The sequence below is a fragment of the Rhizobium sp. K33 genome, from assembly GCF_056501445.1.
In genome coordinates this window covers 1,435,066-1,454,752 of sequence record NZ_CP096478.1, presented here as the reverse complement: position 1 = coordinate 1,454,752, position 19,687 = coordinate 1,435,066, and the positions used below count along the sequence as shown (strand labels likewise).

Below are 19,687 nucleotides of genomic sequence, written 5' to 3'. Positions count from 1 at the left end.
CTGGTGCTTACTTCTTCTTCGGCACCTTCGGCACAGCCGAGCGCTTGGCCGGCTTCGGTGCCTCGTCGATGACAGCGACATCGCCATCGTCCTCGACGGCCGAAGCCTTAGGCGTGGGCTTGCGCTTCGCCTTGGCGGGCTTGGCGGAAGCCACTTCGGCCTCGGGCTTCGGCTTGACCGGCGCCACCTCCGCGATCGCATCGAGATCCAGCACCTCTGCACCGTTTTCGTCGGTCTTGGTACCGACCTTGACCACGCCGCCCTTCTTCAGCTTGCCGAAGAGGATCTCGTTGGCCAGCGGCTTCTTGATGTGCTCCTGGATGACGCGAGCCAGCGGGCGGGCGCCCATCTTCTCGTCGTAGCCGTTCTTCGCCAACCAGGCGATCGCGGGCTCCGACAGGTCAAAGGTGACGTTGCGTTCCGAAAGCTGCGCTTCCAGCTGCATGACGAACTTCTGCACGACCTGATGGATGACTTCCGTCGGCAGCGGCGCAAACGGGATCGTTGCGTCGAGACGGTTGCGGAATTCCGGCGTGAACAGGCGGTTAAGCGCCTCTTCGTCTTCGCCGGTGCGCTTGGAGGAGCCGAAGCCGATTGCCGACTTCGCCATTTCCGAAGCACCCGCATTGGTCGTCATGATCAGGATGACGTTGCGGAAGTCGATCTTCTTGCCGTTGTGATCCGTCAGCTGGCCATGGTCCATGACCTGCAGCAGGATGTTGTAGATATCCGGATGCGCCTTTTCGATTTCATCGAGCAGCACGACCGAATGCGGATGCTGGTCGACGCCATCGGTCAAAAGACCGCCCTGATCGAAGCCGACATAACCGGGGGGTGCACCGAGCAGACGCGAGACTGTGTGCCGCTCCATGTATTCCGACATGTCGAAGCGCAGGAGTTCGACGCCGAGCGACGATGCCAGCTGCTTGGCGACCTCGGTCTTGCCGACGCCGGTCGGGCCGGAAAAGACATAGGCGCCGATCGGCTTGTTCGGCTCGCGCAGGCCGGCACGGGCGAGCTTGATCGAGGTGGATAGCGCCTCGATCGCCTTGTCCTGCCCGTAAACCACGGAGCGCAGTTCCTTTTCGAGATTGGCAAGCACCATCTCGTCGTCCTTGGACACCGTCTTCGGGGGAATGCGGGCCATGGTGGCGATCGTTGCCTCGATCTCCTTCTCGGTGATCAGCTTGCGGCGACGCGACGCCGGCAGCAGCATCTGGGCCGCACCCGTCTCGTCGATCACGTCGATCGCCTTGTCGGGCAGCTTGCGGTCGGAGATGTAGCGCGCCGACAGCTCGACTGCCGACTTGATCGCGTCGTTGGTGTAGCGGAGCTTGTGATAGTCCTCGAAGTAAGGCTTCAGGCCCTTCATGATCTCGATCGCATCGTCGATCGACGGCTCGTTGACGTCGATCTTCTGGAAGCGACGAACCAGAGCCCGGTCCTTCTCGAAGAACTGGCGGTATTCCTTGTAGGTGGTCGAGCCGATGCAGCGGATCGCACCCGAGGAGAGCGCCGGCTTCAAAAGGTTCGACGCATCCATGGCGCCGCCCGAGGTGGCACCGGCACCGATCACGGTGTGGATCTCGTCGATGAAGAGGACGGCGCCCGGATAATCCTCGAGCTCCTTCACGACCTGCTTCAGCCGCTCTTCGAAGTCACCGCGATAGCGGGTGCCGGCGAGGAGCGTACCCATGTCGAGCGAGAAGATGGTGGCGTCTGCCAGCGCTTCCGGCACCTTGCCTTCGACGATGCGCTTGGCAAGGCCTTCGGCGATCGCCGTCTTGCCGACGCCGGGATCACCGACATAGAGCGGGTTGTTCTTCGAACGGCGGCATAGAACCTGAATGGTACGGTTGACCTCGTCGTGACGACCGATCAGCGGATCGATGCGGCCGGTCTTCGCCTTTTCGTTCAGGTTGACGCAGTAAGCCTTTAGAGCCTCCTGCTTGCCCTTGGCCGAACCTTCCTCCGGCTCGCGACCACCCTGCTTTGCGTCGGGCTCGCCCTCTTCCGCCCCGCGTGGGCTGCGGACCTGCGAGGCACCCGGGCGCTTGCCGATGCCATGGGAGATGTAGTTCACCGCGTCGTAGCGGGTCATTTCCTGTTCCTGCAGGAAATAGGCAGCATTGCTCTCGCGCTCGGCGAAGATCGCAACAAGCACGTTGGCGCCGGTGACTTCCTCGCGGCCCGAAGACTGGACATGGATCACGGCGCGCTGGATGACGCGCTGGAAGCTCGATGTGGGCTTGGAGTCCTCATCGTAGCCGGTGATCAGATTGGCGAGATCGTTGTCGACAAAATCCGTCACGGTTTTGCGCAGGGCGTCGAGGTTGACGTTGCAAGCCCCCATCACGGCGGCGGCATCAGCGTCGTCGATCAGAGCGAGCAGCAGGTGCTCCAGCGTCGCATATTCATGGTGACGCTCGTTTGCGTAGGTCAGGGCCTGATGCAGCGCTTTTTCGAGGCTGGGTGAAAATGTTGGCACGTCTGATCCTCACTTCTTTTCCATGACGCATTGAAGCGGATGTTCATGTTGCCGGGCGAAATCCATCACCTGTGAGACTTTGGTTTCAGCGACTTCGTAGGTGAAGACACCACATTCCCCGACCCCATGATTGTGGACGTGCAACATGATGCGGGTGGCGGCTTCCCTGTCCTTCTGGAAGAAGCGCTCCAGGATGTGGATCACGAATTCCATCGGGGTGTAGTCGTCGTTCAGAAGCAGGACGCGATACAGATTCGGCTTCTTCGTCTTCGGCTTGGTGCGCGTGATGACCGAGGTGCCGCGATTGGCATTATCCCCGTCACCCTGGCTTTGCATGAAGACCGGCTTGGCAGTCATTTCAGTTCATTCTCCGTTGTCCGGCCGGTTTGCCGTTACACATCGGTGCGGACGAACACTCAGCACAGTAAGGTAGTTCATTATGCGGTGATTTTAAGCCCCCCAGGTCAAGGTGACGACAATTTGTCACGAAGCCCGGAAAAGCGAGGAATTTGAACGGATAGGTTATACCAGCAGCCACAAATGACAAGACCGGCCGCGCGGGGCACGGCCGGTCTTGCAGGTTACGCGCAAGCTTCAATCAGGCAGCAGCCGATACCGGCGCCATCGTCTTGGCCATGCTGGACTCGTAGGGCTTGTAGGCGATCTTCGCGAGATCGGCATACATCTCGCCCATCTTCGTCGCCTCGGCCACGAAGCTTTCGTAGGAGGACTTCATGAAGGACGTCTGGAGCTCGAAGGCGGCCTCGACGCTCTTCACGGAGGTCATGGCTTCCATGAAGGACGTCAGGTCCTGGAAAGACTTCTTCGAGTAGTCGGTCGCTTCGGCTGCGATGGCCTGAAAGCCCTTCGTCACCTCTGAATAGTTCTTCAGCATGGTGTCCATGGCTTCCTTGCTCTTCTTGCTGGCGTCGTCGATATTGAACATGCGAGTGCTCCTCCTTCTGTCCGGAATATCAGATGACCCGAACATAGCAGCCGCACAAAAGGGGTCAAGAGAATTTGTGCATCGCACAACAATCGTCAATTGTAAGCCGGATAATGAAAAAGGGCTGCGATCCTGCCGCAGCCCCGTCTCAGTTTCCGTCGGCGCCGCGATCAGCAGCGGCCAAGATCACAGATCGACGTCGAGGATCGCCATCGAGAAATTGTAGGACAGATCGCCGTCTTCGTCGTCCTTGAAGACGACGCCGAGAAACTCGTCACCCACGTAGACTTCAGCGGAGTCGTCCTTGCGCGGACGAGCCTTGACGCTCATCGTCGGGTTGAAAGTGCGCTTGAAATACGCGTCGAGTTTCTTCAGTTCTTCCGGCTTCACACTGTGTCTCCATGGACTGTTTTCGGGGAGGGTTTCGAGTTGCGCGCTTGTCGCACGGCCTTTCCGCCGATGTAAAGACGCAATGCAAAGTTTGCCCAGACTGGCGGGGCCGTTTTCCGATTGGACGATCTTTCCGGCGCGCTCAGTCGTCGGAAACGATCATCTGGTCCATCGACCGGCTCGGCTCGGCACAACCGGCCTCGCCGACAACACGGGCCGGAACGCCGGCGACCGTAGTGCATCTGGGAACAGGCTTCAACACGACCGAGCCTGCCGCAATGCGCGAGCAGCTGCCGACCTCGATGTTGCCCAGCACCTTGGCCCCTGCCCCGATCATCACGCCATCGCCGATCTTGGGATGCCGGTCGGCCCCCTCCTTGCCGGTACCGCCCAAGGTGACGCCGTGCAGTATCGAGACATTGTCACCGATCTTTGCAGTCTCGCCCACGACGAGGCCGGTGGCGTGGTCAAGGAAGATGCCCTTGCCGATATGCGCGGCCGGGTTGATATCCGTCTGGAACATGTTCGAGGACCGGCTCTGCAGGTAAAGCGCGAAGTCGCGGCGGCCGTTGTTCCAGAGCCAGTTGGCCAGACGATGGGTCTGGATCGCATGAAAACCCTTGAAGTAGAGCACAGGCTCCAGGAACCGCGTGCAGGCAGGGTCGCGATCGTAGACAGCCTGAATATCGACGCGCAGGATCGTGGACCATTCCGGCCAGTCACGCATCATTGCCTCGAAGGCCTGGCGCAGAACAATCGCCGGAACATCCGAGTGATCCAGCCGCTCGCAGATGCGGTAGATCACACAATCTTCCAGCGACGCGTGGCTCAGCACCGTCGAATGAAAGAAAGCCGCGAGCATGGGATCGCGATCGGCGGCCACGCGGGCTTCGTGCCGCAGGCTGTCCCAAATCGGATCCATGGACTTGATGGCTTCGGTCTTGAGGACGTCGTTGTGTGCGACCATTGCCGGTCTCCTCGTTCGTCTAGGAATGGCATTATATAGTCGAAGACAGATCGAACTCAAATGGGGGCCGCATGAAACAGTCGAACACCTTTGCCACAGGCTTTATCAAGGCTTTCTGCGAAGCCGGTACCGGGCTTCTGGTGATCGACAATCCGCAACGAAAGAACGCCGTCACGGCCGCCATGTGGCGCGCGATACCGGAGGCCATCCATTGGCTCCATGCCGAAGCTGGCGTCCGCGTCATCGTTCTCACGGGCGGCGGAACGATGGACTTCAGCGCCGGCGCAGACATTTCGGAATTTACCGAATTACGCAAAGATGCTGCGACGGCCCGCGTCTACGAGGCTTCGAACAGCCGGGCCTTTGCGGCCGTGCGGGAAGCCCCCGTGCCGGTGATCGCGGCGATCAGAGGCGTCTGTTACGGCGGCGGCTTCGGGTTGGCGGCGGCTGCTGATCTCCGGCTGGCATCGTCGGATGCCATGTTCGCCGTCCCGGCGGCGCGCCTCGGCCTCGCTTATCCCGCGGATGCGGTCCAGGATTTCGTCCGTGGCCTCGGCAGCCAGATGGCGAGACGCGCTCTTTTCACCGGAGCGGCGATGAAAGCTGCGGAACTTCTCGCCTGCGGTTTTCTGTCGGAGTTGACGGAGCCGGACCAGCTCGAGCAACGGGCGCAGATCCTTGCCGACACGATCGCGGCCAATGCGCCGCTGTCGCTGCGCGCATCGAAACTTGCCCTGCGTGCGGCCGAAGAGGCCGACGTCGACATGCTGCGCGAGGCGGAGATCATCGGCGCCTCGACCTTCGAGAGCGAGGATTACCGCGAGGGCCGCGCGGCCTTTGCCGAGCGGCGCAGGCCGGTCTTCACCGGACGGTGAGGGTCAACGCCCTTCGAGCTCGGAATAGAAGTCGAGCGCTGCCTTCTTGAACACCCGGTCTCCGACAGCCAGCATGTGGTCGCGGTTCGGGATATCGAGCGCCACCGCGCGGGGCATGAGTTCGGCGAGCTCATGCGGCGAGCCGGCAATGTCGTCCTTGGTGCCGACACCGATCAGGGTCGGGATGTCGACCTTGGCAATATCCTGACGGCTGACGAGATCGCGAGAAGTGCGGATGCAGGCCGCAAGCGCCAGGCGGTCGGACTTGGTCTGCTCGGCAAAGGCGCGGAACATGCGGCCGCGCTCATGGGTGACCTCGTCCAGCGAGGGCGCAAGCAAGGCATCCGCGATCGGGTCCCAGTCGCCGACGCCGTCACACATGCCGATACCCAATCCGCCGAAGACCAGCGACCGGACACGATGGGGATGCTCGATTGCGAGAAAGGCAGAGATGCGCGCACCCATGGAGTAACCCATGACATGGGCCTCGGCGATGCCGAGATGCGTCAGCAGCGCTGCGGCGTCGCCGGCCATTGCGCTCGGGTGGTAGGCTTCCGGATCATGCGGCTTGGCGCTTGCGCCATGGCCACGATTGTCGATTGCAATCACCCTGTAGCCCGCATCGCCCAGGGTGCGCAGCCAGCCGGGATAAACCCAGTTCACATTGGCCGACGAGGCAAAACCGTGGATCAGCAGGATCGGATCGCCAGCCGGATCACCATCATCGAAATAGGCAAGCTCAAGCCCTTCGTTGTGAAAGCTGGAAAACGGCGGCGCGTCGAGATTCATGAACTGGTCCTTGTGGCCTTGAGGCGGCAACCATAGCCAACGCCTTCCTGACATCAATTGCCGCAGGCGGATTTTCTGTGACTTTTGCTCGGCTCCGGCTCTACACTTTTGCGAAGGACGGCGCTAATGTCCGCGCCAATTCGCACAGCATTTTCGGAGCACATCATGGCCGGTCACACCATTCCCCATTTCCAGAACGACGGCGGTCATCGCGTGATCGAAGTCGGCGTCAAGGAATTCATGTGCACCGGCGCCTCCGTGCCTTACGACCATCCGCATATCTTCATCGACATGGGACATGACAACGAAAAGGTCTGCTCCTACTGCTCGACGCTTTACCGCTACAATCCGAGCCTCAAGGCCGAACAGACCAACCCGCCGGGCTGCGTCTTCCACGTCAAGGCGGCGTGACCGCGGCGTCACGATCGGCATTTCCTCATGTCCATCAAGCACGCTGCCATCGTCGGAGCCGGGGTGGCGGGCCTGACGTCTGCCCTGGCGCTTGCTGCCAGGGGCATCTCCTCCGACATTATCGAGCAGGCGCCGCAACTCGGCGAAGTCGGGGCCGGCCTGCAACTCTCGCCGAATGCGACACGCGTCCTTGATGCGCTGGGCGTGCTCGGCGAGCTGGAGCGCCATTGGCTCGAACCTGCCGCAATCAGCCTCGTATCCGGGATGGATTTGCGACCGCTCGCCTCCGTGCCCGCGGGTGACTTTGCAAGGAAGCGCTGGGGACAGCCCTATGGCGTCCTGCACCGTTCCACGCTGCAACAGGCGCTTCTCAGGGCCGTTCTCAATCAGCCGCTCTGCCGCCTGCATCTCGGCCATCGCGTGCAGGGGATCGGGGCAGAGGCACTCGCCGCCATCACGGCCCGGAAAGCGGATCTGGTCGTCGGCGCGGATGGCGCCTGGTCGGTCGCGCGCGATGCCATCGCAGGCAGCCCGACGGTCAGCTTTTCGGGCAACATCGCCTGGCGCTTCACCATCAATCAGGCTGTTGCGCCCTCGTTCCTCTCCCGTACCGGTGTCGCAGCCTATCTTGGGCCAAAGGCACATCTGGTGAGCTATCCTCTCAAGGAGGTCGATGGCTTCAATCTCGTTGCAATCGCGGCGGGGACGAAGAGCGACGAGAGCTGGGCGATCGACGCCGATGCAGCGCGGCGCGCCATGTTGCTCGAGCAGTTCTCGGGCTGGCATCGCGATATCCGGACCGTGCTTGCCGGCGCGGAAAAGCCGACCTTCTGGCCTCTCTACCAGGCATCTGAAGGCAATTGGCATAATGGCCGCGACACGGTACTGATCGGAGATGCCGCGCATGCCATGATGCCGTTTTCGGCGCAGGGGGCGGCGATGGCGATCGAGGACGCTTATTCTCTCGCCATGCATGTGGCGAAGACGCCCCTGCCCTCGGCGCTCGCCGACTTCTCCAGCGAGCGCAAGGCACGGGCGGCGCGGGTCAAGGCGCGTGGCGACTTCAACCGCTTTGCCTATCACGCCCGCGGTCCATTTCGGATCGGGCGCGATATCGTGCTGTCATTACGCCCGCCGGAACGTCTTGCCGCCGATCTGGACTGGCTTTACGGCCACCGGATCGACGGCTGACGTATAGCGCGTTTTCTAAACCGCTGCGGCTGCGGCGAAGCCCCGCTCGAGATCGGCCTGGATGTCCTCGACATTTTCGAGACCGATCTGAAGACGGATCACGGCGCCATCTGTCGGGCCCTTCCTGATCTTGCGATCCTCCAGATTGACCAGGACCGCGAGGCTTTCATAGCCGCCCCAGGACCAGCCGAGACCGAAGAGCTGCAGCGCATCGAGGAAGGCATGGGCCTTCGGCTTGATCTTCTCGAGCGCCGATGCCGGCAAGACAAAGGAGAAGACGCCGCTTGCTCCCTTGAAGTCCCGTTTCCAGATCGCATGACCGGGAAAACTCTCCAGCGCCGGATGCAGCACACGTGCGACATCGCCGCGGGCTTCAAGCCAGCGCGCGACCGAAAGCGCGCTCTTGTAGTGATGGTCGAGGCGCAGCCCCATCGTGCGCAGGCCACGGAGGATCTGATAGCTGTCATCGGGTGCGCCGCAGATGCCGAGAGTGATGTTGGCTTCCTTCAGGACCGGCCAGTGCTTTGCATTGGCCGAGACGGTGCCCATCAGGATGTCCGAGTGCCCGGAGGGATATTTGGTTGCGGCATGGATGGTCACGTCGACACCGAAATCGAGCGCCTTGAAATAGAGCGGCGTTGCCCAGGTATTGTCGAGCGTGACCACGCAGTCATGCTTGTGGGCTGCCTCGGAAATCGCGCGGATATCCTGCATCTCCATGGTGTTGGAGCCTGGCGCCTCGGTGTGCACCAGCTTCGTGTTCGGCCTGATCAGCCGCTCGATGTCCGCACCGATCTCAGGATCGTAATATTCGACCTCGACCCCGAGGCGCGTCAGCATGGTGTCGCAGAAATGGCGGCAGGGCGAATAGACCGAATCCACGATGAGCGCGTGATCGCCGGCGGAAAGAAACGCCAGGAACGGGACCGTGATGGCCGCCAGACCCGACGGTACGAGGATCGTGCCCGCAGACCCTTCCAGCGCGTCGATGGCGCGGCAAAGCGCGTCCGTGGTCGGAGTTCCGCGGGTACCATAGGTGTAAGGCTGATTGCGCGTCTCCATGGCCCTGGCATTGGGAAAGAGAACCGTCGACGCATGGACGACCGGCGGGTTCACGAAGCCATGGTAGTCGGCAGGATCATGGCCGATGTGGCACAGCTTCGTATCGGTGCCGGCGTCGGCCAGCCAGTCTTTGGATTTGCTCATGGATTTCACGATTCCTCACGCTTCTGTGCCGTGGTTTTCGCGCCTCCGCCATGTCCGGTCAAGTTGCACAATTCCGTGAGGCCAGGCGCAAGTCTTGCAGTAGAAGCAGAGCAGAACAGTGAAATGGGCGCAATTTTCATCACTTCAGGGCAAAAACCACACATTTTTGCCTATTTCGAGTGCGTTTTTGGCAAATTCGCGCTTTTGTGGCCAATTCGCGGCATAAAGACTTGACCCTGCCTGCTTTTACGACTGAGATATGAAGGCTCGCACCGGGAGGCCGTGAGCCGACGTGCGCTGCTGGTTTCAGCAGCAGGCCGTCGCTGGCATACAACAAGAGAAAAAAGGTTGGGAAAAATGAACAACAAGTTCCTGTCAGCCGCCATTGGCGCTGCGGTCCTGGGTTTTGGCGCGTCCGCAGCTTCGGCCGCGACGCTTGACGACGTAAAGGCCAAGGGTTTCGTCCAGTGCGGCGTGAACACGGGTCTCGCCGGCTTCGCTTCGCCGGACGCAGCCGGCAACTGGACCGGTTTCGACGTTGACTACTGCAAGGCCGTCGCAGCTGCCATCTTCGGCGATGCGACCAAGGTTAAGTACACGCCGACCACCGCCCAGAGCCGCTTTACCGCGCTGCAGTCGGGCGAAGTCGACATGCTTGCTCGTAACACCACCTGGACGATCAGCCGCGACACCGCACTCGGCTTCAACTTCCGTGCCGTCAACTACTACGACGGCCAGGGCTTCATGGTCACCAAGGGCCTGAACGTCAAATCGGCTCTCGAGCTCTCCGGCGCCGCCGTCTGCGTACAGTCCGGCACCACGACCGAACTCAACCTCGCCGACTACTTCAAGGCCAACAACCTCGAATACAAGCCGGTCGTTTTCGAAAAGCTCGAAGAAGTCAACGCTGCCTATCAGGCTGGCCGTTGCGACGTTTACACGACCGACCAGTCGGGCCTGTATTCGCTGCGTCTGACGCTGACCAACCCCGACGACCACGTCATCCTTCCGGAAATCATCTCGAAGGAGCCGCTTGGCCCGGCCGTCCGTCAGGGTGACGACCAGTGGTTCGACATCGTTTCGTGGACGCACTACGCTCTGGTCCAGGCCGAAGAATTCGGCATCACCCAGGCAAACGTCGATGAAATCAAGTCGACCACGACCAACCCGGACATCATGCGCTTCCTCGGTACGGAAGCCGACACCAAGATCGGTACCGATCTCGGCCTCACCAACGACTGGGCCTACAACATCATCAAGGGCGTCGGTAACTACGGCGAAGTCTTTGAACGCAACATCGGCGCCAGCACCCCGCTCAAGATCGAGCGCGGCGTAAACGCTCTGTGGACCAAGGGCGGCCTGCAGTACGCCCCGCCGATCCGCTAAGATCGGACGACCTTGGCGAGGCGGCGAAAGCCGCCTCGCGCATATTAAGACCACGTGATCAGACCGGCCCCCGCGTTGCGGTCAGCAGCGACACTCACAAGAGCCGGCTGTCTCGAAAGACAATAACAGTTTAGGGCTCAAAGAAGCCTCGGGGATTTGGCACAGCATGACAGATCACGCCACCAGTTTACCTGCCGGTGGGCAGAGCGTGGGCTCGCTGATCTACGATCCGAAAGCAAGATCCATCTTCTTTCAGGTCGCTACGATCGCCATCATGACGTTTATCGTCTGGACCATCGCGAACAACACCATCGAAAACCTCGCCCGCAGCAATACCGCGACGGGCTACGACTTCTTGAACGGCCGCGCCGGCTTCGACATCGGCCAGACGCTGATTTCCTATTCGTCGGACTCGACCTATGGCCGCGCCATCCTGGTCGGTCTGCTCAACACGATCCTTGTTGCCGTAACGGGCATCATCACCGCAACGATCATTGGCTTCATGATCGGTATCGGCCGTCTGTCGAAGAACTGGCTGATCGCCAAGCTTTGCACGGTCTATGTCGAAGCCTTCCGCAATCTGCCGCCGCTGCTCGTCATCTTCTTCTGGTATTCGGGCGTTCTGTCGACGCTGCCGCAGCCGCGCGACTCGCTCGAGCTGCCGTTCTCGACCTTCCTCAACAATCGTGGTCTGGCCTTCCCTAAGCCGATCTGGGGTGATGGCGCGAGCATGATCCCGATCGCGATCGTGGTTGGCATCATCGCCGCCATCGTCGTTGCTCGCTGGGCAAAGGCGCGCCAGATGCGCACCGGCCAACCCTTCCCGACGGGCTGGGTCTCGTTCGGGCTGATCCTCGGCCTGCCGATCCTTGCCTTCCTCGCCGCCGGGGCGCCGCTGACCTTCGACTATCCCGTCGCCAGCCGCTTCAACATGACCGGCGGAGCGGTCATTGCGCCTGAATTCGTGGCGCTCTATCTGGCACTCTCCTTCTACACCGCAGCCTTCATCGCAGAAATCATCCGCGCCGGCATCAAGGGTGTCTCGAAGGGCCAGACGGAAGCCGCTTCGGCCCTTGGGCTGCAGCCCTCGACCACGACGCGTCTCGTGATCGTGCCGCAGGCGATGCGCATCATCATCCCGCCGCTGACCAGCCAGTATCTCAACCTGACGAAGAACTCGTCGCTGGGTGTTGCCGTCGGCTTCCCCGAACTGGTCTCGACCGGCGGGACGACGCTCAACCAGACCGGTCAGGCGATCGAAATCGTCTCCATCTGGCTCGTCGTTTATCTGTCCATCAGCATTGTGACCTCGCTCTTCATGAACTGGTTCAATGCGCGCATGGCTCTGGTGGAGCGTTGATCATGGCACACGAACTTTCCTATGTGCGCCGGGAAATGCTGGCACCCCTTCCCGCCCCGACCTCCGATGGTAGCGTCATCGGCTGGATCCGCGCCAACCTGCTTGCGACACCGAAAGACACGGTGCTCACGATCATCGGTCTCGCGGTCCTGGCCCTGATCCTGCCCGGGGCGATCAACTTCCTCTTCCTCGATGCCGCCTGGTTCGGCGCCGACCGCGCCGTCTGCGCGACCATCGCCCAGGGCGGCACCCAACCGGACGGCTGGAAAGGCGCCTGCTGGGCCTTTGTCGAGAGCCGCTTCTCGCAGTTCATCTTCGGGCGCTATCCGCTCGAAGAACGCTGGCGCGTGATCCTTGTCGGCGTGATGTTCATCGCACTTCTGGCGCCGATGCTCATCCCGAAGGCACCGCGCAAGGGGCTCAACGCACTCCTGCTCTTCATCGTCTTCCCGATCGTCGCCTTCTTCCTGCTGCATGGCGGCTTTGGCCTTCCGGAAGTGGAAACCCCGCTCTGGGGCGGCCTGATGGTCACGTTGATCCTGTCTTTCGTCGGGATCGCCGTCTCCCTGCCGCTCGGCATTCTGCTGGCACTCGGGCGCCGCTCGGACATGCCTGTGATCAAGATGATCTGCGTCATCTTCATCGAAGTGGTGCGTGGCGTGCCGCTGATCACGGTCCTCTTCATGGCCAATGTGATGCTGCCGCTCTTCATGCCCACGGGCTGGACGATCGACAACTTCCTGCGTGCGCTGGTCGGCGTGTCGCTCTTTGCCTCGGCCTATATGGCCGAAGTGGTGCGCGGCGGCCTGCAGGCGATCCCGAAGGGCCAATATGAAGGCGCCGATTCTCTCGGCCTTTCCTACTGGCAGAAAACCCGTCTGATCATCCTGCCGCAGGCGATCAAGCTGGTCATTCCGGGCATCGTCAACACCTTCATCGGACTGTTCAAGGATACCTCGCTCGTGTCGATCATCGGCATGTTCGACCTGCTTGGCATCGTCCGTCTCAACTTCACCGATGCCACCTGGGCCACGCCTGTGACACCGCTCACCGGTCTGATCTTCGCCGGCTTCGTATTCTGGATCTTCTGCTTCGGCATGTCGCGCTACTCCGCCTTCATGGAGCGGCACCTCGACACCGGTCACAAGCGTTAAGAACAAGGGGAAAAACCATGGCTGAAGCCAACTCCGCTAAGAAGACCGCGTCGGGCAACGACGTGGCGGTCGAACTGATCAACATGAACAAGTGGTATGGTGATTTCCACGTGCTGCGGGACATCAACCTTAAGGTCATGAAGGGCGAACGCATCGTCGTCGCCGGTCCCTCGGGCTCCGGCAAGTCCACGATGATCCGCTGCATCAACCGTCTGGAAGAACACCAGACGGGCAATATCGTCGTCGACGGCATTGAACTGACCAACGACCTGAAGAAGATCGACGAAGTGCGCCGGGAAGTCGGCATGGTGTTCCAGCACTTCAATCTCTTCCCGCATCTCACCATCCTCGAAAACTGCACGCTGGCCCCGATCTGGGTCCGCAAGATGCCGAAGAAGGATGCCGAGGAGATCGCGATGCACTTCCTCAAGCGCGTCAAGATCCCGGAACAGGCCAACAAGTATCCGGGCCAGCTCTCCGGCGGCCAGCAGCAGCGCGTGGCCATTGCCCGTGCACTCTGCATGAAGCCGAAGATCATGCTCTTCGACGAGCCGACCTCGGCGCTCGACCCGGAAATGGTCAAGGAAGTTCTCGACACGATGGTGGGTCTTGCCGAAGAAGGCATGACCATGATCTGCGTGACCCACGAAATGGGCTTCGCCCGTCAGGTAGCCGACCGCGTGATCTTCATGGACCAGGGCCAGATCGTCGAGCAGAATTCGCCGGCCGAGTTCTTCGACAACCCGCAGCATGAGCGCACCCAACTCTTCCTCAGCCAGATCCTGCACTGAGCGACGAGACCCTATCGCAAAGACAAAAGCCCGCCGTGTCGATCACGGCGGGCTTTTTTGCATTTGAGACGGAGCGAGCGGTCAGGGGCACCAGCTCTGCTGGCGGGCCATGCGGGGTTTGGCCAGGCCTTCCGAAACGAGGATCGAGCCGAGCGAGCGACCATTGCGCGTCGCCACGCGCATGACGCCGGAAGCCTCACCCGCAGCCTGCGCCTTCAGGGTTTCGAGGTCGAACCGGCCCGAACTCAGGAGATCCTTGAGCCGAACCTTGGCCGCGAAGCCGCGGTCGCGCTCCTGCTGGCAGGCTGCGCCATCGGTTCGAGGTGCTGCGATATCGGCCAGAACGATCTTGGTCTTTTTGTACCAGAAGGTGTCGCCGGTCATGACACAGTTGTCGAGGCCGGATACGCCGCAGAAGTAGAACTTGCCGGAGAAGTTTTCGCCGGTCAGAGGCCCCGCGGTTGCCGTGGTCACGGCCGGTCGCGCTGCCGGGACGGCGGCCTTCACAACGCCGACATTCGCCGGCGGCACCGGGCCCTTCGTCCCCTTTGCAGCTGCGCGTTCAGACGCAGGCTTTTCGCCCCGTGGTTCGCTCTTGGCCGGCGAACTGGCGACCCGCTTTTCCGTCGACAGAAGCGGCGCCATTTCCTTCAGCACCGTGTCCCTGTTGTCGTAGAGCGCGATGCCGCCGGCGACGACAGCCAGTGCGACGAGCCAGGATGTCATGCCATGGCCAGCGGAGGAGCGTGCGGACTTTCGGCGTTTCGACGGCGTGCGGCGGGAAGAAGCGGTGCGACTGGACATGGTTAACCTCTCGTGAGCGCCATCATCGCTCCGAAGGGTTTCCGAAAGGTTGGCGCCGGCACGATTTCCACCGGCTGCAGCGGTGACGGCATCAGAAAACCATGCAAAAGGCCGGGCTGACCCGGCCTCTTAACTCGATCAGAACGGAGCTTATTCAGCCACGCATTTCGGGTCTGCCTTGGTGGCCGACGCGTCGGCGCTCTTCTGGCCCGGAGGGCACTGCGGTTCGTCGCCGGCGCTGGTGTCGCCGGGATTGTCGGAGCCGGTGGTGGCGCCATCTTCGGTGGTGCCGTTGGCGTCGTTCGCAGTATCGCTCTGCTGGCTGCCACCGGTGCTGCCGCCCGAACCGTCGGACGAGCTCTGGGCAAGCGATACGCCGGTCAGGCTCAAGGAAAGCATGGCGGCTGCGGCAAGCATCTTCATCATGTGTCTCACTCCCTGTGATAGCGGTGTCTTCACGGAGCACTCAACACGTGACCAGCCGGTTGGTTCCTGCTGCAACTGCTTTAACCGGCACTAATACGAATGGAACATCAAGAAGATGGCGATCCCTGTAGGGCTCGAACCTACGACCTAGTGCTTAGAAGGCACTTGCTCTATCCAGCTGAGCTAAGGGACCGTCTGGCGCCGACGAGGCGGCGGGATCGGATCAATGCGTCCAGGGCTGCAGACGGTTGTAGCGGAAGTTGTCCGTGTAGGACACGACCTGGCGCTTGGCTTCCTTCGGCAGGATGACGCGGTATTCGATGCCTTCGCGCTTGGCATAGGCTTCGGCCTGCTCCAGCGTCTCGAAGGTCAGCTTGACCTGCTGGCGCGTGTCACCGGACGTGGTGTAGCCCATCATCGGATCGATCTTGCGCGGCGCGGACTGGTCGAATTCCAGTACCCAAAGATGGGTCTTCGCCTTGCCAGACTGCATGGCGGTTTTCGCGGGGCGGTAGATCTTCGCAGACATGGCCTTATCCGTCTCCAAGACTTCGCGGCAAGCGCCGTTGCCGACTGACACCCGGCCCACCAATCACGGCAGACCTTACACCTTTCATCGGCGCTAAACGATTCTCTTCCTGCGGACCATTGATAACAATGGGCATTTCTGCTGGGCGCAGAAGAAGAACCGCCGTCTCAACCGACTTCGTTCGAGAATTCGTATATCCTCGTTGCGGTTCCTTCGCAACTGCATGATCGGTGAATCGCCCGTGGGAAAATCGACGCAGCGCGGGGGATCGATAGACGGCAAAGGGGCGACCGCATGGCAGCTCAAAAGCCATTCGTCATCTCAAGGAACCACGTCGCCAGTCGCCGCTCATTGCGCTTTCTTCGTGCCGATGACGGCGGTAGAGGTGCCGGCCCAGGCGAGTTGATTGACGAAGCTGTTGCAGGCCTCCAGCGGTCCGACCAGCATCACGGCACTCATGAGCGTGCCATTCATTCGCTCGCGCGCCATCTGGACATCCGTCTCCGTTGCTCCGAGGGCGCGAGCCTTTGCGAGATTGCTTTCGGCATCCGACCGCATCGCGCTCACGGCGCCATAGCCGCCATAGGCAGGGCAATTCCGCGCAATGGCTTCTGCGGCAGCATGGCGATTGAGATAGGCTTCCATGGGCGAGGCCGCCGGCTTGACCGTCTGACAGCCCGTGACCAACGCGGTGATGCCCGCGAGACACAAGAATTTTCGCAGCATGATCGTCCCCACCCCTGGATACAACCATAAGGAATAGTGGGCGCGCATCGCGCGAGCAAGGAATAATTGCGGAGAAGAGAGAATGCACGCGCGCGTGAGGGCGGGAAGGTCTTGGAAAGAACGCGCTATGCAAACAGCGTTGTCGGCTTGACCGCTTGTCGTCAGAACTGAGGGAGAGTTGATTATTCAGACCGCGAGCGACCGCCATGTTGGGGGTCCTCGGCTCATTGCATGGTCGGAGTGGAGAGATTCGAACTCCCGACCCTCTGGTCCCAAACCAGATGCGCTACCAGACTGCGCTACACTCCGTTCCAGCAATGCAGCCCGAATACACGGTTCACCTGCGGGCCGCAACAGCAAAAGCGTGTCCGGTCTCGCAGTTTCTACAGGTGAAACAGAGGGCTGAGCGCCGTCACTTCGGCAGATCGAGGGGCAGGACGAGTCGGGCGGATGGCTCGAGGCCCAGTTCGGCCGCATGGCCGCCGCGGATTTCCAGCGCGTAGCGGACGGGTTCACCCGAGGAGACGATCGATTCGGACATCGGCGTGGTGCGCTCGGCGATCCGGACGATCCGGCCGGTCTCGTCGATAAAGATCATGTCGAGCGACGCAGGCGTGTTCGCCATCCACATGGTGACCATGCGGGTTTCGCCGAAATCAAACAGCATGCCCGTGCGATCTGGCAGTGCCGGCCGCTCCATCAGGCCCCTCGCCCGCTGCTCGGCAGTCAGCGCCCATTCCACATCAAAGGTGATCCGATCTCCGGATGCCGTCTCGAAAGCCAGCTGGCCGCGTTCAAAGTTGACCTCCGCAAGCACGGCGCCAGCCAGCAGCAGAAACGCAAAAAGCGCCGTGATGGCGCTTCTCAGGATGTCACGAATCTTGCTCATCGGCTCAGTGCGCACGCGCGGCCGGACCAGGATTGTCCGGGTGGATCTCAGCGGCCATCAGGCCCTTGTCGCCAGGTCCGAAGCGCACGAGCACCGTCTGGCCGGGGCGCAATTCAGTCAGGCCAAAACGGCGCAGCGTTTCCATGTGGACGAAGATGTCTTCCGTGCCCTCGCCCCGCGTCAGGAAGCCGAAGCCCTTGGTGCGGTTGAACCATTTGACCAGGGCCCGCTCAAGGCCACTGGTCGGCGTCACCTGCACATGGGTGCGCACCGGCGGCATCTGCGAGGGATGCACGGCAGTCGACTGGTCCATGGAGAGGATGCGGAAGGCCTGATAGCCACGCTCGCGCTTCTGGATGAGTGCTACGATGCGCGTGCCTTCGAGGATGGTCTGGTAGCCGTCGCGTCTGAGGCAGGTCACATGCAGAAGGACATCCTGCATGCCGTTGTCGGGGACGATGAAGCCGAAGCCCTTGGCCACATCAAACCATTTGACGACACCGGTGATCTCCAACAGGTCGACGGCTTCTCCGGACAGCTCTTCGAACTCGCCGAGCCCCTTCGATGAAATCCTGTCCGCCATTTCCCCAAGCCCCTCGAAAACGCGTCACATTGCTTAGTTAACTGATTCTTGAGATTCAGATTAACATTTGGTCAACGGATCTGCGCAAGCCCTAGTTTTACATTTCACCAATTGCTTTTGCAGCCGCAGCCTTGCTCGAAGCTGACGACTGTTCCATATGCTGCATGTCAAAGGAGAACACCCATGCGTTACCTACACACCATGGTCCGAGTGAAAGATCTCGAGGCCTCCCTGCACTTCTATTGCGAGCTCTTCGGGCTCACGGAAATCCGCCGCTACGAGAACGAAAAAGGCCGCTTCACGCTGGTCTTCCTGAGTGCCGAGAAGGATCTCGGCCGCGCCCGTGAAGAAATGGCGCCCTGCCTCGAACTCACCTACAACTGGGACACCGAGGACTATACCGGCGGCCGCAATTTCGGCCATCTGGCCTACGAAGTGGATGACATCTATGCCATCTGCCAGAAGCTGATGGACAATGGCGTGACCATCAACCGCCCGCCGCGCGACGGCCACATGGCCTTCGTCCGCTCGCCGGACGGCATTTCCATCGAAATCCTGCAGAAGGGCGAGAATCTCGCTCCGGCAGAACCCTGGGCCTCCATGCCCAATACAGGCGCCTGGTAAGACCACCGCCTCGCGCAAGTTTGCGCGCCTAGTCTCCGGATCAAACGAGGGCCGCTGCAGCGGCCCTTACCCTTCCTTGGTGAAGGTGGCGACGGAGACCGACATGACCAGCTCATCCCCTTTCCGCAGACCTGCAATCGCACTGCTGACGCTGCTTTCAGCTGTGCCGCTGGCCGCATGCCAGACGAGTGCCGACGAGGTTCTTTCGATCGGCGATTCTGCGCCATCGGAGGACATCGCTGCCACCGCGCCGGCGGACAAGGCTTTCCGGGATCCTTATGTGGTTGCCGTTTCGGGACAGCCAGGGAGTGCGGAACAAGCATTGCCCCAGAATGAAACGGAACCGGCGCGCCTGAAGCGCCAGCCGGTCCCCATGGCGGCCGCCTTTGCCGACATCGCGGAGCCGCCTCCGGAAGTGCTGGCCTTGCAGCAGCAGGCGATACAAGGTCGGGCGCAAGCATCTGATTCACGATCCCAAGCCGCACGGGCCGATCTCGGTGAGCTCACCATGCAGCCGACAGCGGTGAATGCCGGAAGCAACAGCCTGTTTTCCGCCGGCCGGGCAAATGCACAGGCCGTCGCACCGGACGCCGGCCCTGCGGCCACGGCTGTGGCCGAGGCGGGCACTGCGGCAAGTCCGAGCCTCGTTCCGGCCGAGATGCCGACGCTCGGCGTCAACGCCGTGCGCAAGAGCCTTTTCAGCCCCTCGCCGCAACAGCAGGCCCTGATGCAGCAGCAGGCATTGCAGGAGCAGGCAGCCGCGCCCACACCCGAGGGCCTGCCGCTCACCGAGGCGGCAGCCGTGTCCGGAGACGAGCCTCCCGTCCTGAAGAAACTCTCCGACCCGCGGCCCAAGCGCAAGATCCTGGCGCTCCGCGAGCCGACCGCCACGGTCCCTGAACGCGTTCAGCTGACTCCCGATCAGCTGCAGGCCATGGGCGCCGTGCCGGAATATGACCCGGCGGAACCGCTGCCGGCCGGTGAGCAGACCGTGGCCGATGCCGAGGCGCCGACCAAGAAGAAGAAATGGCTGCCGTCGCTCTCGGATCTGCTCAAGGGCGGCAAGAAACAGGAAACGGCCGGCGCATCGGACTGACCGTTCCAATCCGATGGCCCTTTAAGCCGTTGTAATCTATGCGGATAGGAGCCTCG

22 protein-coding genes and 2 tRNA genes are annotated in these 19,687 nt (G+C 61.5%); 9 read left to right on the top strand and 15 right to left on the bottom strand.

The window, feature by feature from the left end; all coding sequences use genetic code 11:
* Positions 1–7: 7 nt before the first annotated feature.
* From clpA to cysE, 5 genes are all read right to left on the bottom strand, one after another.
* A complete protein-coding gene (gene clpA / locus M1E12_RS07285) occupies positions 8–2,488 on the bottom strand; it encodes an ATP-dependent Clp protease ATP-binding subunit ClpA (protein ID WP_310238816.1) in 2,481 nt (826 codons plus the stop codon).
* A 9-nt stretch (positions 2,489–2,497) separates the two neighbouring features.
* On the bottom strand, positions 2,498–2,845 hold the full coding sequence (gene clpS, locus M1E12_RS07280; RefSeq protein ID WP_054151297.1) for an ATP-dependent Clp protease adapter ClpS: 348 nt from the start codon (positions 2,843–2,845) through the stop codon (positions 2,498–2,500).
* A gap of 241 nt (positions 2,846–3,086) precedes the next feature.
* Positions 3,087–3,434: a phasin family protein gene (locus M1E12_RS07275; protein WP_479564212.1), complete on the bottom strand. Its 348-nt coding sequence runs from the start codon at positions 3,432–3,434 to the stop codon at positions 3,087–3,089.
* A 186-nt stretch (positions 3,435–3,620) separates the two neighbouring features.
* Positions 3,621–3,824 carry a DUF3126 family protein gene (locus tag M1E12_RS07270; protein WP_006728476.1) on the bottom strand — a complete coding sequence of 68 codons (204 nt, stop codon included), beginning with the start codon at positions 3,822–3,824 and terminating at the stop codon, positions 3,621–3,623.
* A 142-nt stretch (positions 3,825–3,966) separates the two neighbouring features.
* Positions 3,967–4,791, bottom strand: coding sequence for a serine O-acetyltransferase (cysE, locus tag M1E12_RS07265; protein WP_479564211.1), 825 nt, complete (start codon positions 4,789–4,791; stop codon positions 3,967–3,969).
* A 71-nt stretch (positions 4,792–4,862) separates the two neighbouring features.
* Between cysE and M1E12_RS07260 the strand changes: the two genes are divergently transcribed.
* The gene (locus M1E12_RS07260; RefSeq protein ID WP_479564210.1) at positions 4,863–5,666 is read left to right on the top strand and encodes an enoyl-CoA hydratase-related protein; all 804 of its coding nucleotides are present in this window, start codon (positions 4,863–4,865) and stop codon (positions 5,664–5,666) included.
* A 3-nt stretch (positions 5,667–5,669) separates the two neighbouring features.
* Here M1E12_RS07260 and M1E12_RS07255 read toward each other — a convergent pair whose 3' ends face one another.
* Positions 5,670–6,455: an alpha/beta fold hydrolase gene (locus tag M1E12_RS07255; RefSeq protein ID WP_479564209.1), complete on the bottom strand. Its 786-nt coding sequence runs from the start codon at positions 6,453–6,455 to the stop codon at positions 5,670–5,672.
* Positions 6,456–6,620: 165 nt separating this feature from the next.
* On the opposite strand from M1E12_RS07255, the gene M1E12_RS07250 reads away from it, so the two are divergent.
* Both M1E12_RS07250 and M1E12_RS07245 read left to right on the top strand, forming a co-directional pair.
* Positions 6,621–6,866: a zinc-finger domain-containing protein gene (locus M1E12_RS07250; protein WP_136540631.1), complete on the top strand. Its 246-nt coding sequence runs from the start codon at positions 6,621–6,623 to the stop codon at positions 6,864–6,866.
* Positions 6,867–6,893: 27 nt separating this feature from the next.
* Positions 6,894–8,057 carry an FAD-dependent monooxygenase gene (locus M1E12_RS07245; RefSeq protein WP_479564208.1) on the top strand — a complete coding sequence of 388 codons (1,164 nt, stop codon included), beginning with the start codon at positions 6,894–6,896 and terminating at the stop codon, positions 8,055–8,057.
* A 15-nt stretch (positions 8,058–8,072) separates the two neighbouring features.
* On the opposite strand, the gene M1E12_RS07240 is transcribed toward M1E12_RS07245, so the two are convergent.
* A complete protein-coding gene (locus M1E12_RS07240; protein WP_479564207.1) occupies positions 8,073–9,263 on the bottom strand; it encodes a cystathionine beta-lyase in 1,191 nt (396 codons plus the stop codon).
* Between the two features lie 357 nt (positions 9,264–9,620).
* Between M1E12_RS07240 and M1E12_RS07235 the strand changes: the two genes are divergently transcribed.
* From M1E12_RS07235 to M1E12_RS07220, 4 genes are all read left to right on the top strand, one after another.
* A complete protein-coding gene (locus tag M1E12_RS07235) occupies positions 9,621–10,649 on the top strand; it encodes an amino acid ABC transporter substrate-binding protein (RefSeq protein ID WP_113461208.1) in 1,029 nt (342 codons plus the stop codon).
* Positions 10,650–10,815: 166 nt separating this feature from the next.
* Positions 10,816–12,009 carry an amino acid ABC transporter permease gene (locus tag M1E12_RS07230; RefSeq protein WP_479564206.1) on the top strand — a complete coding sequence of 398 codons (1,194 nt, stop codon included), beginning with the start codon at positions 10,816–10,818 and terminating at the stop codon, positions 12,007–12,009.
* Between the two features lie 2 nt (positions 12,010–12,011).
* Positions 12,012–13,163, top strand: a complete 1,152-nt coding sequence (locus M1E12_RS07225) for an amino acid ABC transporter permease (RefSeq protein WP_479564205.1) — start codon at positions 12,012–12,014, stop codon at positions 13,161–13,163.
* 17 nt (positions 13,164–13,180) lie between these two features.
* Positions 13,181–13,954: an amino acid ABC transporter ATP-binding protein gene (locus tag M1E12_RS07220; RefSeq protein WP_310238802.1), complete on the top strand. Its 774-nt coding sequence runs from the start codon at positions 13,181–13,183 to the stop codon at positions 13,952–13,954.
* A gap of 81 nt (positions 13,955–14,035) precedes the next feature.
* On the opposite strand, the gene M1E12_RS07215 is transcribed toward M1E12_RS07220, so the two are convergent.
* The 8 genes from M1E12_RS07215 to M1E12_RS07180 all read right to left on the bottom strand — a co-directional run bounded on the left by M1E12_RS07215 (position 14,036) and on the right by M1E12_RS07180 (position 17,911).
* Positions 14,036–14,758 (bottom strand): nuclease, encoded by a 723-nt coding sequence (locus tag M1E12_RS07215; RefSeq protein WP_479564204.1) that lies wholly within the window; start codon positions 14,756–14,758, stop codon positions 14,036–14,038.
* Between the two features lie 150 nt (positions 14,759–14,908).
* On the bottom strand, positions 14,909–15,184 hold the full coding sequence (locus M1E12_RS07210; RefSeq protein ID WP_136540618.1) for a hypothetical protein: 276 nt from the start codon (positions 15,182–15,184) through the stop codon (positions 14,909–14,911).
* A 116-nt stretch (positions 15,185–15,300) separates the two neighbouring features.
* Positions 15,301–15,377 (bottom strand) — tRNA-Arg (locus M1E12_RS07205).
* A gap of 30 nt (positions 15,378–15,407) precedes the next feature.
* Entirely contained in the window at positions 15,408–15,713 is a 306-nt protein-coding gene (locus M1E12_RS07200) for an ETC complex I subunit (protein ID WP_102020343.1), read from the bottom strand.
* Positions 15,714–16,061: 348 nt separating this feature from the next.
* Entirely contained in the window at positions 16,062–16,439 is a 378-nt protein-coding gene (locus M1E12_RS07195) for a hypothetical protein (protein ID WP_479564203.1), read from the bottom strand.
* Between the two features lie 232 nt (positions 16,440–16,671).
* Positions 16,672–16,748 (bottom strand) — tRNA-Pro (locus tag M1E12_RS07190).
* 103 nt (positions 16,749–16,851) lie between these two features.
* Positions 16,852–17,328 carry a DUF192 domain-containing protein gene (locus M1E12_RS07185; protein ID WP_479564202.1) on the bottom strand — a complete coding sequence of 159 codons (477 nt, stop codon included), beginning with the start codon at positions 17,326–17,328 and terminating at the stop codon, positions 16,852–16,854.
* Positions 17,329–17,332: 4 nt separating this feature from the next.
* Positions 17,333–17,911, bottom strand: coding sequence for a cold-shock protein (locus tag M1E12_RS07180; RefSeq protein ID WP_113461200.1), 579 nt, complete (start codon positions 17,909–17,911; stop codon positions 17,333–17,335).
* 183 nt (positions 17,912–18,094) lie between these two features.
* On the opposite strand from M1E12_RS07180, the gene gloA reads away from it, so the two are divergent.
* Both gloA and M1E12_RS07170 read left to right on the top strand, forming a co-directional pair.
* Positions 18,095–18,535 carry a lactoylglutathione lyase gene (gene gloA, locus M1E12_RS07175; RefSeq protein ID WP_136540610.1) on the top strand — a complete coding sequence of 147 codons (441 nt, stop codon included), beginning with the start codon at positions 18,095–18,097 and terminating at the stop codon, positions 18,533–18,535.
* Positions 18,536–18,638: 103 nt separating this feature from the next.
* Positions 18,639–19,631, top strand: a complete 993-nt coding sequence (locus tag M1E12_RS07170; protein ID WP_479564201.1) for a hypothetical protein — start codon at positions 18,639–18,641, stop codon at positions 19,629–19,631.
* Positions 19,632–19,687 lie beyond the last annotated feature (56 nt).